This window comes from Pseudomonas sp. P1.31 (assembly GCF_001269815.1).
Classification (GTDB): domain Bacteria; phylum Pseudomonadota; class Gammaproteobacteria; order Pseudomonadales; family Pseudomonadaceae; genus Aquipseudomonas; species Aquipseudomonas rustica.
Map to the genome: position 1 here is coordinate 80,686 of NZ_LHVN01000019.1, position 16,741 is coordinate 97,426.

12 protein-coding genes are annotated in these 16,741 nt (G+C 61.6%); all 12 read left to right on the top strand.

Annotated features, from left to right (window positions below; translation table 11 throughout):
- Positions 1-198 precede the first annotated feature (198 nt).
- The 12 genes from AD669_RS11365 to AD669_RS28890 all read left to right on the top strand — a co-directional run bounded on the left by AD669_RS11365 (position 199) and on the right by AD669_RS28890 (position 16,686).
- On the top strand, positions 199-1,353 hold the full coding sequence (locus AD669_RS11365; RefSeq protein ID WP_053119721.1) for a CaiB/BaiF CoA-transferase family protein: 1,155 nt from the start codon (positions 199-201) through the stop codon (positions 1,351-1,353).
- Positions 1,354-1,412: 59 nt separating this feature from the next.
- Complete coding sequence (locus AD669_RS11370; protein WP_053119723.1) at positions 1,413-2,216, top strand: enoyl-CoA hydratase/isomerase family protein; 804 nt, start codon at positions 1,413-1,415, stop codon at positions 2,214-2,216.
- A gap of 49 nt (positions 2,217-2,265) precedes the next feature.
- On the top strand, positions 2,266-3,822 hold the full coding sequence (locus AD669_RS11375; RefSeq protein ID WP_053119725.1) for a long-chain fatty acid--CoA ligase: 1,557 nt from the start codon (positions 2,266-2,268) through the stop codon (positions 3,820-3,822).
- Between the two features lie 4 nt (positions 3,823-3,826).
- Entirely contained in the window at positions 3,827-5,365 is a 1,539-nt protein-coding gene (locus AD669_RS11380) for a long-chain fatty acid--CoA ligase (RefSeq protein ID WP_053119727.1), read from the top strand.
- A 221-nt stretch (positions 5,366-5,586) separates the two neighbouring features.
- Positions 5,587-6,726 (top strand): acyl-CoA dehydrogenase family protein, encoded by a 1,140-nt coding sequence (locus tag AD669_RS11385; protein WP_053119729.1) that lies wholly within the window; start codon positions 5,587-5,589, stop codon positions 6,724-6,726.
- Positions 6,727-6,757: 31 nt separating this feature from the next.
- Positions 6,758-7,969: a lipid-transfer protein gene (locus AD669_RS11390; RefSeq protein WP_053119731.1), complete on the top strand. Its 1,212-nt coding sequence runs from the start codon at positions 6,758-6,760 to the stop codon at positions 7,967-7,969.
- The gene (locus AD669_RS11395) at positions 7,966-9,123 is read left to right on the top strand and encodes an acyl-CoA dehydrogenase family protein (RefSeq protein WP_053119733.1); all 1,158 of its coding nucleotides are present in this window, start codon (positions 7,966-7,968) and stop codon (positions 9,121-9,123) included. Before AD669_RS11390 ends, AD669_RS11395 begins: the two co-directional genes overlap by 4 nt.
- Before the next feature lie 20 nt (positions 9,124-9,143).
- Positions 9,144-10,145: an acyl-CoA dehydrogenase family protein gene (locus AD669_RS11400; protein WP_053119735.1), complete on the top strand. Its 1,002-nt coding sequence runs from the start codon at positions 9,144-9,146 to the stop codon at positions 10,143-10,145.
- 10 nt (positions 10,146-10,155) lie between these two features.
- Positions 10,156-10,944, top strand: a complete 789-nt coding sequence (locus AD669_RS11405; RefSeq protein ID WP_053119737.1) for a crotonase/enoyl-CoA hydratase family protein — start codon at positions 10,156-10,158, stop codon at positions 10,942-10,944.
- A gap of 167 nt (positions 10,945-11,111) precedes the next feature.
- The gene (locus AD669_RS11410) at positions 11,112-12,941 is read left to right on the top strand and encodes a DUF1302 domain-containing protein (protein WP_053119739.1); all 1,830 of its coding nucleotides are present in this window, start codon (positions 11,112-11,114) and stop codon (positions 12,939-12,941) included.
- A 26-nt stretch (positions 12,942-12,967) separates the two neighbouring features.
- The gene (locus tag AD669_RS11415; RefSeq protein ID WP_053119741.1) at positions 12,968-14,335 is read left to right on the top strand and encodes a DUF1329 domain-containing protein; all 1,368 of its coding nucleotides are present in this window, start codon (positions 12,968-12,970) and stop codon (positions 14,333-14,335) included.
- A gap of 566 nt (positions 14,336-14,901) precedes the next feature.
- Positions 14,902-16,686: a LuxR C-terminal-related transcriptional regulator gene (locus tag AD669_RS28890; protein WP_305728905.1), complete on the top strand. Its 1,785-nt coding sequence runs from the start codon at positions 14,902-14,904 to the stop codon at positions 16,684-16,686.
- Positions 16,687-16,741 lie beyond the last annotated feature (55 nt).

Below are 16,741 nucleotides of genomic sequence, written 5' to 3' on the forward strand. Positions count from 1 at the left end.
GGGGCTGTCCGAATCTTTTTTTGTTATGAGAGTGCACGAATTGCCACCGAGTGTAACGCACACCCGCGCCGATATGACCCTGTGTTTGGCCCCCGCCACCCGATGCGGGTGGTGGTGATTGGTGGGTGCCTTGATTTACTGGATCGCACAAAATAGGGGTGCTGGCTGGCGCTCCATCAGAATAATGGAGCGGCAGCAATGGGCGTACTGAGCGGCATTCGTGTGGTGGAATTTGCGGCAATCGGCCCGGCGCCGTTCGGCACGATGTTGCTGGCGGACATGGGCGCCGACGTGGTGCGCATTGACCGGGCGGAGGCCGCCAGCGATCTGGGACCCAGGCTTGAGGGCAGAACCGTGGACATCACCGGGCGCAATCGACGCTCGGTGACGCTCGACCTCAAAGACCCACAAAGCATCACTGCTGCACTGGAGCTGATCGAACGCGCCGACGTGCTGATCGAGGGTTTTCGTCCCGGCACTCTCGAGCGCCTCGGGCTTGGCCCCGACGTGGCGCTGGCGCGCAATCCACGGCTGATCTACGCCCGCATGACCGGTTGGGGCCAGACCGGGCCACTGGCCGACCGTGCCGGCCATGACCTCAATTACATCGCACTGTCCGGCATGCTCTCGGCCATCGGCCCGGCCGGCGGAAAACCGGTGCCGCCGTTGAATCTGGTCGGTGATTACGGCGGTGGTGGCATGTTGCTGGCGATGGGCGTGCTGGCGGCGCTGCTCAATGTGCAACGCGGTGGCGCCGGGCAAGTGGTCGATGCGGCCATGACCGAAGGCGCGGCGCAATTGGGCTCAGTGATCTTTGGCTTGCTGGCTGGCGGGCACTGGACGGAACAGCGCGGTAGCAACCTGCTCGATGGCGGCGCGCCGTGGTACGACACTTATGAAACCGCTGACGGGCAGCACATGTCGATCGGCCCGATCGAATCGCGTTTCTACGTGCAGATGCTCGAGATCCTCGGCTTGGCTAACGCCGATCTGCCGGGTCAGCACGACCGCGCTGGCTGGCCGCGTCTGCGCGAAGCCTTCACCGATGCCTTTCTCAGCCGCACCCGCACGCAATGGGCACAAGCCTTTGCCGACAGTGATGCCTGCGTGGTGCCGGTGCTGGGCCTGGCAGAAGCGGCGGAACACCCGCACAGCGTGGCGCGGGGCAGCTTTATCGAGGTCAGCGGCGTGGTGCAACCGGTGCCGGCGCCGCGCTTTCTCTCCACACCTTCCGCAACGCCGCGACCGGCGCCACAACGCGGCGAACACGGCGGCGAAGCCTTGCGCGACTGGGGCTTCGACATTGCGGCCATCGAGCGTCTGCGTGAGTTGGGGCTGGGTTTCAAGGCCTGAAGGCTTGAACGCCAATCTAATAAAAACACTTGAAACACCCGGAGCGCAGGAGTCAGCCCATGGCCATTCAGTTCAAGATCATCGAGCACGTGGCGGTTATCACGCTCGATGCGCAGCAATCGAACAACGCGCTGAGCATCAGCGACCTGATGCACCTGCGCAAGACGCTGGTGGCTTGTCAGGATGACGAACAAGTGCGGGTGATCGTCCTGAACGGCGCCGGTGACCGCGCGTTTTGCAGCGGCGCGAGCCTGCGTGAACCGTCGCGGGTGCTGCCCGGTTTTGTCGCCAGTTCGCTGAAAAGCCGCGAGACCGAAGCCGAGGAGGGCGGCTATGCACGTCTGTTTGACCTCAGCGATCTGGAGGTCTGGAAACCGGTAATTGCCGCGATCAATGGCGCCTGTCTGGCCGGTGGTCTCGAGCTGGCGCTGCAATGCGACCTGCGCATCGCCGTCACCAGTGCCACGTTCGGTTTACCCGAAGTGCGCGACGCGACCATTCCGGCGGCGGGCGGTGTGCAATACCTGCTGCGCGCGGTGCCAGCGGCTCACGCGATGAAAATGGCCCTGACCGGTGAGCCGATCAGCGCCGAGGAAGCGTTGCGCATCGGTTTGATCATCGATCTGTTGCCCGCAGATCGGCTGATGCCCGCCGCGCTGAGTCTGGCCGAACGCATCGCTGCCAATGGGCCGTTGGCCGTGCAATCGGTCAAGCAACTGGCGATTCAAACCGCGCACCTCACCCCTCGGGATTTCGTGATTCAGGCGCACCTGCACTGGGGCCTTTTGCGCGACAGCGAAGATCACACCGAAGGACGCGTGGCCCTCGCACAAAACCGCGCGCCGAAATACATCGGCGCCTGAGACCCGCACTGCGCCAATCCCTGACAACAACAATTAACAGGACACCCGCATGTATCTGACTCAAGGCCTGCACCGCGTTTTGCAGCAACAACCTCACGCCCTGGCGACGGTCTTTCGCGACCGCCGGCGCACCTATGCCGAACTCGCCGACCGCGTAGCGCGTCTGGCCGGAGCCTTGCAAACATTGGGCATGCACACCGGGGATCGTGTCGGCCTGCTCGGTTTGAACTCCGACCGCTTTCTCGAATATTACCTGGCCACCTGGTGGGGCGGCGGCGTGGTCAACCCGGTGAATATTCGTTGGACGGTGGCAGAAATCGTCTACTCGCTGGATGACTGCGACACGCGCATTCTGATAATCGACGACACGTTCCTGCCGATGGCTGAAGCCATCGCCAGCACAGCCAAAGTGCGACCGCTGCTGATCCATGTCGGCGACGGCCCTGCGCCTGAAGGCATGCTCTCGTACGAGCGATTGATAGCGGATGGGACCCCTGTCGACGATGCCTTTCGGGGAGGTGACGACCTCGCCAGCATTCTCTACACCGGCGGCACCACCGGCCGGCCAAAAGGCGTAATGCAGTCGCACATGAATCTGTGGTCGGCTGCCGTCGCCCGCGCCGCCGATGTGCCGGTACCGGCGGATGCGCTGACGCTGCACATCGCGCCGATGTTCCATCTGGCGGCACTGTCGCGGGTGATCCTGATCTCGTTGATTGGTTTGCCGAGTATCTTCGTCCCGGCCTTCGATGCGCTGGATGTGATGCAGACCATCGAGCGTGAACGCATCACCGACATTCTCATTGTGCCGACGATGTTGCAGGCGTTAATCATGCACCCGCAGTTCGCCCGGCATGACCTAAGTTGCCTGCGCAGCCTGACTTACGGCGCTTCGCCCATTGCCGTGCCGCTGCTGGAAATGGCCCTGAAAGCACTGCCAGCCGTGGAGTTCACCCAAGGCTATGGCATGACCGAAGCCGCGCCGCCGATCGCCGCCAATGGCCCGGAAAACCACAGCGCCGAGGGCATCGCCAATGGCCGGCTGCGCTCCGCCGGACGCCCGGGGCTGGGGGTGACGGTACGTATCGTCGACGAGCACGACAACGAAGTCCCGCGCGGTACCGTCGGCGAAGTGTTGGTGCGCGGGCCAAACATCATGCTCGGCTACTGGAATAAACCCGAGGAAACCGCCGAAGCCTTGCGCGGTGGCTGGATGCACACCGGCGACGGCGCTTACATGGACGACGACGGTTATCTGTACATCGTCGACCGCTTCAAGGACATGATCGTCAGTGGCGGCGAGAACGTGTATTCCGGCGAAGTCGAAAGTGCGATTGCCAGTCACCCGGCAGTCGCTGCGTGTGCGGTGATCGGGATTCCGTGCCCACAGTGGGGCGAGGCGGTGCACGCAGTGATTGTGCTCAAGACCGATGCGCAAGCGCTGGGCGTGGAGATCATCGAACATTGCCGCCGCCAGATCGCCGGCTACAAAACCCCGAAAAGCGTCGAGTTCCGCAGTGCGTTGCCGCTGTCCGGCGCCGGCAAAGTGCTCAAGCGTGATCTGCGTGAACCGTTCTGGGCTGGCAAAGATCGGGGCGTGAGCTGACACCATGTACATGACTCAATGCCTGCAACGCACGGTGCAGCTGAACCCGGATCACCTGGCGACGATTTTCGGCGAGCGACGCCAGACTTATCAGCAGTTTGGCGAACGTGTCGCGCGGCTTGCCGGGGCCTTGCAACGACTGGGCATGGCGGCGGGTGACCGGGTCAGTATGCTTGCGCTCAACTCCGACCATTACCTCGAATACATCATGGGCGTGTGGTGGGGCGGCGGGGTGCTCAACCCGGTCAACAGCCGCTGGAGCGTGGCGGAAATCGTCTATTCGCTGGATGACTGCACGCCGGTTATTTTGATTGTCGATGAGCATTTCGCCGCGATGGCCGAGGAGATTCGTCAGACGGCTCGGCAGGCGCCACGTTTCGTGTTTGCCGGGGAGGGCGAGGTGCCAGTGGGCATGCTCGGCTTCGAGCAACTGATCGCCCACGCCACGCCAGTGGAGGATGCCGGGCGTGGCGGCGATGACCTCGCCTGCATCATGTACACCGGTGGCACCACCGGGTTTCCGAAGGGCGTGATGCAATCGCATTTGAATCTGTGGTCGGCGTGCATGCCGCGCATGGTCGACATGCCGCCGATTGCCGGCGGGCGCTTGTTGCACGTGGCGCCACTGTTCCATGTGGCCGGGATGGCGCGGGCGTTGATTCAGTTTCTCGCCGGCGAAACCCATGTGATTGTGCCGACGTTTGAGGCGCAGAATCTGCTGCAGATCATTCAGCGTGAGCGCATCACCGAAATCTTGTTGGTGCCGACCATGATCCTGGCGTTATTGGCGCATCCCGAAATCGACCGTTATGACTTGAGCACTCTCAAACGCCTGACCTATGGCGCCTCGCCGAGTGCCGGTGAGATGGTCGAGCAGGTGCTGAAACGCTTTCCGGACATCGAGCTTTCGCATTCTTACGGATTGACCGAGGCATGCCCGGTGGTGTCGAGCAATCTGCCCTGCAACCACACGGCAGAGGCGCGACGCAGTGGTTTGTCGCGGTCGGTTGGGCGCGGCGGGCTCGGCGTTAATGTGAAGATTGTCGATGCGCAGGGGCAGGAAGTGCCGCGTGGCACCGTCGGCGAAATCATCGTGCGCGGACCGAACATCATGCTCGGCTATTGGAACCGTCCAGAAGAAACCGCCAAGGCGTTGCGCAATGGCTGGTTGTACACCGGCGACGGCGCTTACATGGATGAGCAGGGGTATCTGTTTATCGTCGACCGCTTGAAGGACATGATCGTCAGCGGTGGCGAGAATATTTATTCGGCGGAAGTCGAAAATGCCCTCGCCAGGCATCCGGCGGTGTCCATGGCGGCGGTGATCGGCATACCGCACGAGCAATGGGGTGAAGCGGTGCATGCAGTGGTGGTGCTCAAGCCCGGCGCCGTGGTGGAGGCCGAGCAATTACGCCGCCATTGCCGCCAATACATCGCCGGCTACAAATGCCCGAAAAGCATCGAATTCCGCAACGCCTTACCCCTGTCCGCCGCCGGCAAGATCCTCAAACAACAGTTGCGCCAGCAGCAACTCATCGACTGACCCGCCGCCTTCGCGAGCAAGCCCGCTCCCATACTGGATCCGTGCCCGGCACCAATCCCCCTGTGGGAGCGGGCTTGCTCGCGAAGAGGCCAGCCGCTTGAACATCGATCCTGTGCCCAGCCATCGCTACCCGATCCGGGTGGCTTCAATGGTTCGCCCCGTCAATACATTGGACTCACGAACCCGGCGCTCGCGCGCTTGGCCATCCACTGGAGAGTCCGATGCATATCAACCGTACCGTCTACCGTGAAGACCACGAAATGCTGCGTGAAACCGCGCGGCGTTTTTTTGAGCGTGAATGCCTGCCCAAACAGGCGCAGTGGGATGAGGCCGGGCAGGTTGACCGGGAAACCTGGCTCAAGGCCGGCAAGCACAATTTGCTCTGCCTGACCGTGCCGACCGAGTACGGCGGCGGTGGCGGTGACTTCGGTCACTCGGCGGTGCTGATCGAAGAACTGTACCGCGCCGGCGTGTCCGGCTGGAGCCTGGGCGTGCACTCGGATATCGTCGCGCCGTACATCGTGCGTCTGGGCACCGAACAACAGAAGCAACAGTGGCTGCCGAAAATCTGTTCCGGCGAAACCGTGCTGGCGGTCGCCATGACCGAGCCCGGCACCGGTTCTGACCTCAAAGCCATCCGCACCACCGCCGTGCGCGACGGTGATGAATGGGTGATCAACGGCAGCAAAACCTTCATCAGCAACGGCCTGACCTGCGACATGGTGGTGGTGGTCTGCAAAACCGATCCGAGCGCCGGCGCCAAGGGCTGCAGCCTGATCATGGTCGAGTGCAACCGTGAAGGTTTCCGTCGCGGACGCAAGTTGGAGAAGGTCGGCCAGCACGCAGCCGACACCGCTGAACTGTTTTTTGACGACGTGCGCGTGCCGGTCGGCAACCTGCTCGGCGAAGAGAACAAGGGATTCATGCACCTGATGGAAGAGCTGCCGCAGGAACGTCTGGTGATCGCCCTGTACAGCGCCGCCAAACTCGAACGCCTGCTCGAACAGACCGTCGAGTACGTAAAGGATCGCAAGGCGTTCAACCAGACCGTGTGGGACTTCCAGAACACCAAATTCAAGCTCGCCGACATCAAGGCGCAGGCCACCGCCGTGCGCCTGACCATCGACCATTACATCGGCGAACACATGCGCCGTCGTCTGACGGTGCAGGAGTCGGCCATTGCCAAACTTTATGCCACCGAAACCCTGTGCAAGTGCATCGACGACATGGTGCAACTGCACGGCGGCTACGGCTACATGCTCGAGTACCCGATCGCCCGCGCTTTCGTCGACATGCGCGTGACGCGCATTTTCGGCGGCACCAGCGAAGTCCTGCGCGAGCTGATCGCGCGCCAGTTGTAAGCCTTTCCTCCTCCCGTTTTCAGGTGATTCCATGAGCGAAAAAGTACTGGTTGCCGGCGTCGGCATGATCCCGTTCCGCAAGCCCAGCGACAGCCCGACCTACGTGCAGATGGGCGCCGAAGCCGTGCGCCGGGCGCTGGCCGATGCCGGCATCGATTACACGCTGGTTCAGGAAGCCTATGCCGGTTACGTCTACGGCGACTCCACTTGCGGCCAGACCGTGTTGTACGAAGTCGGCATGACCGGCATCCCCGTGGTCAACGTCAACAACAACTGCTCGACCGGTTCGACCGCGTTGTTCCTCGCGCGCAAGGCCATTGAGTCTGGCTCCGCCGATTGCGTGTTGGCCGTGGGTTTCGAACAGATGCAGGCTGGCGCATTGAAGTCGCACTGGGATGATCGCCCACCGACCCGTGAGCGTTTTTTGCCGATCCTGCGCGGTCTCACCGCCGATGTCGGCGCCGACATGGCCCAGGCCCTGCGCACCTTTGGCGGTGCCGGGCGCGAGTACATGCAGAAGTACGGCACACGTATGGAAACCTTCGCTGCCGTGCGCGCGAAAGCCAGTCGCCATGGCGCCAATAACCCGTTGGCGCTGTTCCGCAAAGTCCTGACCACCGAAGATGTGATGGCCGATCCGGTGCTGTGGCCGGGGGTGATGACTCGCTTGATGGCGTGCCCACCGACCTGTGGCGGCGCGGCAGCGATTCTGGTCTCCGAACGTTTCGCAAAAAAACACGGCCTGCGCCGCGACGTCGAAATCGTCGCTCAAGCGATGACCACCGATACCCCGCAATCCTTCAATTTCGAAAAGCCGTCGATGCTCGATTGGGTCGGCACGCACATGACCCACGCCGCCGTGAATCAGGTCTACGAAAAGGCCGGGGTCGGCCCGCAGGACATCGATGTCTGCGAGCTGCACGACTGCTTCGCCCAGAACGAGGTGATCTGCTACGAATCGCTGGGTTTCTGCCCTGAGGGTGGCGCGGAAAAATTCGTCATGGACGGCGACAACACTTACGGCGGCCAGATCGTCATCAACCCGTCGGGCGGCCTGCTTTCCAAGGGCCACCCACTGGGCGCAACCGGTCTGGCGCAGTGCTACGAGCTCACCCAGCAACTGCGCGGTAATGCTGAACATCGCCAGGTCCAAGGCGCGCGCCTGGCCATGGCGCATAATCTCGGTCTGGGCGGTGCTTGTGTGGTGACGCTGTACGGTAAAACCGGCGGAGGTGCGCAGTGAGCAGTTTGCTCGATGCCTTCCGTCTGACAGCCTTGCCGGCGCACGCGGAAACCTTTCGCGCTGAAGTGAAACGTTTTCTCAGCGAACACCTGCCAGACGTTTCGCCGGATGTGCGGGCGCGCAGCTGGACCGGTTTCGACGCCGCGTTCAGTCGGCAATTGGCCGCACGCGGCTGGGTCGGCCTGACTTTGCCGCCGGCCTACGGTGGCGCGGGGCTGGATGCGTTCAGTCGTTTTGTACTGGTCGAAGAACTGTTGTCGGCCGGAGCACCGGTGGCCGCGCACTGGATCGCAGATCGGCAGAGCGGGCCGCTGATCCTCAAGTTCGGCAGCGACGCGCAGAAGGATTTTTATCTGCCGCGCATTTGCGCCGGTCAGGCATTTTTCTGTATTGGCATGAGCGAGCCCAACTCGGGCTCGGATCTGGCCAGCGTGCGCAGCCGTGCGACCCGCTGCGACACCGGCTGGCGCCTGAGCGGGCGGAAAATCTGGACCACCAACGCCCATCACGCCGATTACATGATTGCGCTGGTACGAACCAGCGGCGTGCCTGAAGACCGCCACAACGGCCTCTCACAATTCATCATCGATCTCAAGCAACCGGGCGTCAGCGTGCGGCCGATTGTCGATCTGGCCGGCGACGCGCATTTCTCCGAAGTGGCCTTCGACGATGTGTTGCTCAGTGAGGATGCATTGGTCGGTGAGGAGGGCAGTGGCTGGAAGCAGGTCAACGCCGAACTGGCGTTCGAACGCAGCGGCCCGGAACGCTTTTACTCCAGCATCGTTTTGCTCGATCTCTGGGCCGACAGCCTGCGCCGCCACGGTGCCAGTGCTGCCGAAGCGACGTTGCTCGGCAGTTTTATCAGCCAGCTCAGCAGCCTGCGCAACCTCTCGCTGGCACTTACCGAGTTGCTCGCTCGCGGCGAAAGCCCGGTGGTGGAAGCGGCGTTGGTCAAGGACATCGGCACCGAATTCGAACAGGCGATCCCGGCCGCCATCGCCGCTGCCATTAGCGCGAATCCGGACGCCGCAGTTGACGCCGATGTGTATCGCACTGTGGCGTATCTCAATCAGGTCGCACCGACGTTTTCGCTGCGGGGCGGCACACGAGAAATCCTCCGCGGGATGATCGCCCGTGGTCTCGGCCTGCGCTGAATTCAAACAGGAACCTTGTGATGTTCACTGAAGCCATTGAAAAGATTTTGAGCGACCTGTGTACGCCGGCGCGGGTGCGTGCGGTTGAACGAGGTGAGGGCGCGCAAGCGTTGTGGCAAGCCCTGGAGGAAGGCGGTTTTCTCGAATTGTTGACCCCGGAAATCGCCGATGGCGCCGGGCTGTCGCTTGAGTCGCTGGCGCCGATCTTCCTCGCGTTCGGTCGTCATGCGTTGCCCGTACCAGCGGCGCAAAGCATTGCCGCCCGCGCGCTGATGCGCGACTGCCCGCAGGCCCCTCCGGCCGGAATGCTGACGTTGTCCGGCAGCGCTCGGCGTCAGGCTGATGGCGAGCTGTGCGTGCCGCATCTGGCTTACGGATCACGCGCCGATTTCGCGCTGGTCAATCTCGACGGTGAACTGTTGCTGCTCGATTGCACCCAGGCTCGACGCGAGTCTGACGGTGTACACGGCAGCCTGTGCGCGACGCTGTATTGGCCCGACGAAACGGTGGGCCCGGCCCTCGGCGACAACGGTGCAGAGATCCGCATGTTCAATGCCGCGATCCACGCCGCCAGCATCGCTGGAGCGATGGAGCGGGTGCTAGACATGACCCTGGAGTACTGCAACGACCGCGTGCAGTTCGGCAAAGCCATTGGCAAATTCCAGGCGGTGCAGCATCAGCTCAGCGTCATGGCGGAGCACGTCGCGGCGGCGCGAATTGCCGCACAACTGGCTTTCGCTGGCGATCACCCGGTGCCGGAACTGATGACCACCGCCATCGCCAAGGCGCGCACCAGCATGGCCGTGCCCAGTGTCGCCGCCACTGCGCACGCCTTGTTCGGAGCGATCGGCATCACTGAGGAGCTCGACCTGCAATTGTTCACCCGTCGTCTGCACGAATGGCGCATCAGCGAAGGCGCGGAAACCTACTGGAACGGCCTCGTAGGCCAGGCCCTGTTGGCTCAGCCGAACGTCAGGGCCTGCGAATTCGTGCGTCAACTCACCCCATCGCCCGCCGCTTGAGGAACCCGCTATGAGCGCTTTTTTGAAGTATGAACAGGACGGCCATGTCGTCACCTTGACGATGAATGATCCCGAGCGACGCAACCCGCTGACCGGCAACAGTGCCGTGCCGGAATTCCTTGAAGCCATCGAACGAATCGAGCGCGACAGCAGCGTGCGCGCGGTGATCATCACCGGGGCCGGCAGTGCTTTTTGCTCCGGCGGCAATGTGCGTGACATGGATCGTTATGCGCAGATGTCGGGCATGCAATTGCGTCAGGAGTACCGCACCGGCATTCAGCGCCTGCCGCTGGCGTTGTTCAATCTGGAAGTGCCGGTGATTGCCGCTGTCAATGGCGCAGCCATCGGCGCCGGCCTTGATCTGGCGTGCATGTGCGACATCCGCATTGCCTCCGAACAGGCGAAGTTTGCCGAGAGCTTCGTCAAGCTCGGGATCATTCCGGGTGACGGCGGCGCATGGTTGTTGCCGCGCATCATCGGGTTGTCGCGGGCCACCGAACTGACCCTGACCGGGCAAATGATCGACGCTTGCCAAGCGGCGGAATGGAACCTGGTGTCGCGAGTGGTACCCGCCGATCAGTTGCTCGACAGTGCCCGTGACATAGCCGCAGCCATTGCTGCCAACCCGCCGCACGCGGTGCGTCTGGCCAAGCGTTTGTTGCGTGAAGCTTTGCACACCCGACTCGACACCTTGCTGGAAATGTCTGCGACGTTTCAGGTGTTGTCGCACCAGACCGCCGACCATCGCGAAGCCGTTGCAGCGTTTATCGATAAGCGTACGCCAACGTTTACCGGCTGAGTGTCACCCCTGGTAACGCCCCGGAGCGCGACTTGAAAAAGAGCCGTTACACCTTCGAAAAATCGCTGCAAAACCCGTCATCCAAATCACCCATTCGGGTGTGAGGGCAGACCCGGCGCCTCGCTAGCATGAGCGCTCAACCCGTCATCCTTAACCGGAGAAACCGCATGACAAAAACAACAATGCGCGGCGTCTTCCAGCCAAGTCTGCTGGCCGTAGCTGTAATGGTTGCCACCGGTGTGAGCAATAGCGCTCACGCCGTTGATTTCAACATTGGCGAGATTGAAGCGAAGTTCGATTCGTCGCTGTCGATCGGCGCCAGTTGGTCGGCCTCTGATCCCGACAAGCAGTTTATTTCCAACTTCAACTCCCAGGGCAAGACCGGTGAATCGTCCTCACGCACCACCGACGACAACCGCTTGAACTTCAAGAAAGGCGAAACCTTCTCAAAGATCTTCAAGGGCGTGCATGACCTGGAACTGAAGTACGGCGACAGCGGCGCCTTCGTGCGGGGCAAATACTGGTACGACTTCGAATTGATGGACGAGCATCGGCCGTTCTACGACATCGATGATTCGGGGCGAGATCGCGCCGCCAAATCTTCCGGGGCGATGTTCCTCGACAGCTTCGTTTACCACAACTACACGATCGGCGATCAGGTCGGCAACGTGCGGCTTGGCAAGCAAGTGGTGAGCTGGGGCGAGAGCACGTTCATCGGCAACTCGATCAACAGCATCAACCCGATCGACGTCGCGGCATTGCGCAGGCCAGGTGCCGAAGTGAAGGAGGGGTTGATCCCGGTCAACTTGCTCTACGTCTCGCAAGGGTTGGCGGACAACGTCACCGCCGAAGGTTTCTACCAGTTGCAGTGGGACAAATCGGTGGTCGACAACTGCGGCACGTTCTTCGGTAACGATGGCGTTCCGCAGGGCTGTAATGACCGTCTGGTGATCGCCGGCCAGGATCTGGCGCCAGGCGTGGCGAAGAACACTGGCAGTCTGGCCGCCATTGCCGCCGGGACTGACGATGCCTACATCCCGCGCCTGAAAGACAACGATGCGCGCAACAGCGGCCAGTATGGCCTGGCGTTGCGCTGGTACGTGCCGGAAGCCAACGACACCGAATTCGGTGCCTACGCGATGAACTACCACAGCCGTAATCCTTACCTGAGCATCAGCCAGATGAGCAGCGCGGCTGGCGGCGTGGCCTCGGCGCGCAGTGCGCGTTATTTCATTGATTACCCGGAAGACATTCGTCTCTATGGCTTGAGCTTCCAGACAAACGTCGAGGGCGTGTCGCTGGGCGGTGAAGTCAGCTACCGGCCTAACATGCCGCTGCAATTGAACACCGCCGATTTGCTTTCGGCAGCGACTTTCGGCGCGACTTCGCCGCTGATCACCACCGGATTCGCCGGGCGCACCCTGGGTGCCGAGGTCAACGGCTACAAGCGTATGCCAGTGACCCAGGCGCAAGTGACTGCCACACAGTTCTTCGATCAAGTGTTCGGTGCGAGCCGCCTGACCGTGGTCGGCGAGGTGGGCTACAACCACATCAATGGTCTGGGCAAGGCTGATGGCTCGGATTTGCGTTTTGGTCGCAGCCCGGCGTTCGGTTCCGGTGAGCTGCCGGGCGTGGTCGGCGCCACCACGTGCCGTGGCAGCGCGGCGGGCCTGCCCAATGCGAGCAACCCGGCGCAGGAATGCAACAGCGACGGCTTCTATACCAGCAACAGTTGGGGTTACCGCCTGCGCGGCAAGCTCGATTACCAGAACGTTTTTGCCGGCATCAACCTGTCGCCGAACATCGCCTGGTCGCATGACGTCGAGGGTTACGGGCCGAACTTCGAAGAGGGCTCTAAAGCCGTCAGTCTCGGTGTCGACGCCGACTACCAGAACACCTACACCGCCAGCCTGAGTTACACCAATTACTTCGGTGGCGATTTCAATACCAACGTCGACCGCGACTACGTTGCGCTCAGCTTCGGCGTGAATTTCTGATGCAACCCTGCCAGAGGTACTTCCCCATGAACGCACGTAAGTTTCTGCGCGCTGGCGCATTGAGTCTGTCGCTGCTGGCCAGCACTGTGATGGCTGCGGTTTCTCCTCAGGAAGCCGCCCAACTGGGCACCACACTGACGCCGCTGGGCGCGCAGAAAGAGGCCAATGCCAACGGCACCATTCCTGCCTGGACAGGGGGCCTCAAGCCCGGTGCCGCCTCCCTCGACAATGGTTTTCTCGGCGACCCGTTTGCCGGTGAAAAACCTGAATTCGTGATCACCGCGGCCACTGCCGAACAGTACAAAGACAAGCTCACGCCGGGGCAACTGGCGATGTTCAAGCGCTACCCGGACACCTACAAGATCCCGGTGTACAAAACTCAGCGCACGGCGGCCGTGCCACAGAATGTCTATGACATTGCCAGGAAAAGTGCGGTGACCACCGAGCTGACCCCGGATGGCAACGGTCTGGTCAACTTCACCCAGACCCGTTACTACCCGTTCCCGATCCCGAAAAACGGCGTGGAGATTTACTGGAACCACACCAACCGATATCGCGGCGGCAACATGGAGCGGGTCGCGGCACAAGCGGCGCCGCAGACCAATGGCTCGTACTCCATCGTCGAATACGAAGACAAACTGGCGTTCCCGCAATTGATGGAAGGCGTGCAGGGCTCTGAGGGTGACAACGTTCTCTATTACTACAAACAGGAAATCACCGCACCATCGCGGATGGCCGGCAGCGTGATCCTGATTCACGAGACCATCGACCAGGTCAAGGAACCACGTCTGGCCTGGGTCTACAACGCCGGTCAGCGCCGTGTACGCCGTGCGCCGCAAGTGGCTTACGACGGCCCGGGCAACGGCTCCGACGGCATGCGCACCGCCGACAACACTGACATGATGAACGGCGCTCCGGATCGTTATGACTGGAAACTGCTGGGTAAAAAAGAGCTGTACATCCCGTACAACAACTACCGTTTGCAGTCGCCGAAACTCAAATACGACGACATCATCAAACCGGGGCACATCAATCAGGATCTGACCCGTTACGAGTTGCACCGCGTGTGGCACGTCGAGGCGACATTGAAGCCAGGGCAACGTCATGTCTATGCCAAACGTGACATGTATTTTGACGAAGACACCTGGCAACTGGCCGAGGTCGATCACTACGACGGTCGCGGGCAACTGTGGCGGGTGGCCGAAGGTTACGCGATCAATGATTACGAACGCGGCGCGCCGAACTTCGCCATGCTCGGGATCTACGACCTGATCGCCGGTCGCTACAACGTGCTGGCGATGACCAACCAGTCCAAGCATGCGACGACCTACGGCATGACCGCGAAGATGACGGACTTCACCCCGTCGGCGCTACGGAACGCCGGTATTCGCTGATTTTTTGAGCAATGTGCTTTACACAACGCCCCGCTGTCGGGGCGTTGTGCGTGAGAGTCGCCACCACCTGATGCGGGTGGCGCGGCGTGTCGGGGTTCGCTCAATGATGGAGGCCACATACCATCAGCGAGGTTCGCCATGTTTGTGCCACGGCCGCATTTGTGCGGCGTACTCCAGCGTGAACAGCGCCGCTTGCAACTGCTTTGTGCGCCTGCCGGTTATGGAAAAACAGCGTTATTGCGCGAGTATTTGCGCGGGGAGGCGGTGGTCTGGCTGGCGTTGGCGGGGCGACCGTTGACGTTGCAGGGATTGGTGGCGGCGTTGGTGGATGAGCTTGGGTTGGCGAGTGATATAGCGCCGGAGGCATTGCTGAGATTTTTGCAGTCTGAACTATTGCCTTCGCGAGCAAGTCCGCTCCCACAGGGGGATGTGTACACAATTGAACAAGTGAACCTATTCCCAAAGGGCAATGCGATCAAATGTGGGAGCGGGCTTGCTCGCGAAGAGGCCAGGGCCGACAACCCTCATTCTGGATGTTGCCTGTTTTCGACGACCTCCCACCCCAAATGCCCGCCGACCTCAACCATTGGTTCGACCAACTCCTGACCCTGCAAAACCCTCACCTGCGCGTACTCGTCACCTGCCGCCAACGCCCCGGCTGGAACCTGCCGCAGTTGCTGCTAAACGGCGAGCTACTCGAACTCGATGCCCATCAACTAGCGCTTCGCCCTGACGAATTCGAAGCGTTGGTCAATCTGCACGCGCCCTACACCGATGCGGCTGCACGGGAAAAGCTCTGGCATGAAACCTACGGCTGGTGCGCCGGAGTCCGGCTGTGCCCCTCAGGTTTGCTAACGCAATACCTCGAACGCGAACTGCTGCCGCGCCTCAGCGACACCCAGTGCGACATGCTCTACGCCCTGGCGCACTTGTCCAAAGCCAACGCCGAGCTGTGCGAGCAACTCTGGGAAGGTCAGAAGGGCGCTCAAGTCTTTAAAAGCCTGATCGACTGCCAGGCGTTTCTGCTGCCCATCGACGCCCAACCGGGTTGGTTTCGGCTATTGCCCGCCGTCGCCCAGACACTGCAAAACCGTTTGAGCGGCGCTGCGTTGAATCGACTGCGTTTGCGCGCCTGCCAGTTACTCAGCGTTGCCGGCCACGTCGATGACGCTGTCGAACAGGCGCTTAGCGCCGATCAGCCGGAAGTGGCGGTCAATTACATGGAGCGCTTGTGGCTGAGCTGGATCCTCAGTGAACGCCATCTGGATCGGTTCATGGACTGGCGCGAGCGCCTCGACCCACAATTGCTGCAAAGCAGTTCGCGGCTGATTTACCTGTGCGCTAAAGCGCTGTTGTTCAGTGGACGGCTGGACGAGGCCGAGGCGTGTCTGCAACGTCTCGGACATTTTCTGCCGCTGCCGGACGCGCTGCGCAATCAACGCCTGTTAGCCAATTGGCAGACGTTGCACGGCACCTTGCAGGCTCTGCGTGGCAACTACGACGCGGCACGTCTGCATTGTCAGGCGGCGCTGCAGTATCTGACCACGCAAGACTGGCTGTCGGTGTTGCTCTGTCACTGCATGCTGGCGCGCATCGCCATGCAAACAGGTGAACTGACCGAAGCGCAGGTGCTGCTCGAGTATTCGCTGGAGCTCGCGCGCCGACGTGGCAGTCGCGAAGCCGAAGTCCTGGTGAACATGGATCGGGTGCGTCTGATGATGCTGCAAAGCCAACCGAGCCTAGCGCAGTCGTTGTTGCGCAGCGAGCTGGCGCAACTGACGGGCAGCACTGCCCAGTCTTATCCGTTGCTTGGTCGATTGATGTTTCTCGAAGGCAAATTGCTGTTGCAGCAGGGTTGTCCCGGTGAGGCTGAACACGTGCTGCTACGCGGACTGTTGCAGGTTCGCCACTGTAACGCGCCGTTTGTCATCGATGCCTACCTGCTGCTGTCCGAGATCGCCTCGCGCAACCATGACGTGGAGAAGGCGCATCTGTTGTTGTATGAGGCCGAGCGGCGCATGCAGTGGGGCAAGATCGACGCTGCCTGCTATCAAGAGCCAATTGCCGCGCAAAAAGCTCGAAATCTGGCACGCGAACAGGGCGAGGACACCGATAAAACCGCTCCCGCGCGCGTCAGTGGCGTGATGGATTATCAGGATGACCTGACGCCCCGTGAAGTCTCGGTGCTCAGGCTACTCGCCGACGGACTGTCGGTGCGAGAAGTCGGCCACCGGTTGTTTATCTCGGTGAACACCGTGAAGACCCACGCCAAGAACATCAACGTCAAACTCGGCGCCTGCCGCCGCACCCAGGCCATCAACAGCGCCAAAGCCATGGGCATCCTTGCCTGACGTCACTCGGCAAACCGTCACCCACCTGATCCGGGTGGCGGCGCCATGCCGGTGA

Bases quoted from the DNA above. Each gene is read 5' to 3' on its own strand.
- AD669_RS11390 (WP_053119731.1), top strand. From the start codon at position 6,758: ATGAGCGAAAAAGTACTGGTTGCCGGCGTCGGCATGATCCCGTTCCGC.
- AD669_RS11400 (WP_053119735.1), top strand. From the start codon at position 9,144: ATGTTCACTGAAGCCATTGAAAAGATTTTGAGCGACCTGTGTACGCCG.
- AD669_RS11415 (WP_053119741.1), top strand. From the start codon at position 12,968: ATGAACGCACGTAAGTTTCTGCGCGCTGGCGCATTGAGTCTGTCGCTG.
- AD669_RS11365 (WP_053119721.1), top strand. From the start codon at position 199: ATGGGCGTACTGAGCGGCATTCGTGTGGTGGAATTTGCGGCAATCGGC.
- AD669_RS11410 (WP_053119739.1), top strand. From the start codon at position 11,112: ATGACAAAAACAACAATGCGCGGCGTCTTCCAGCCAAGTCTGCTGGCC.
- AD669_RS11385 (WP_053119729.1), top strand. From the start codon at position 5,587: ATGCATATCAACCGTACCGTCTACCGTGAAGACCACGAAATGCTGCGT.
- AD669_RS28890 (WP_305728905.1), top strand. From the start codon at position 14,902: ATGCCCGCCGACCTCAACCATTGGTTCGACCAACTCCTGACCCTGCAA.
- AD669_RS11405 (WP_053119737.1), top strand. From the start codon at position 10,156: ATGAGCGCTTTTTTGAAGTATGAACAGGACGGCCATGTCGTCACCTTG.
- AD669_RS11370 (WP_053119723.1), top strand. From the start codon at position 1,413: ATGGCCATTCAGTTCAAGATCATCGAGCACGTGGCGGTTATCACGCTC.
- AD669_RS11380 (WP_053119727.1), top strand. From the start codon at position 3,827: ATGTACATGACTCAATGCCTGCAACGCACGGTGCAGCTGAACCCGGAT.
- AD669_RS11375 (WP_053119725.1), top strand. From the start codon at position 2,266: ATGTATCTGACTCAAGGCCTGCACCGCGTTTTGCAGCAACAACCTCAC.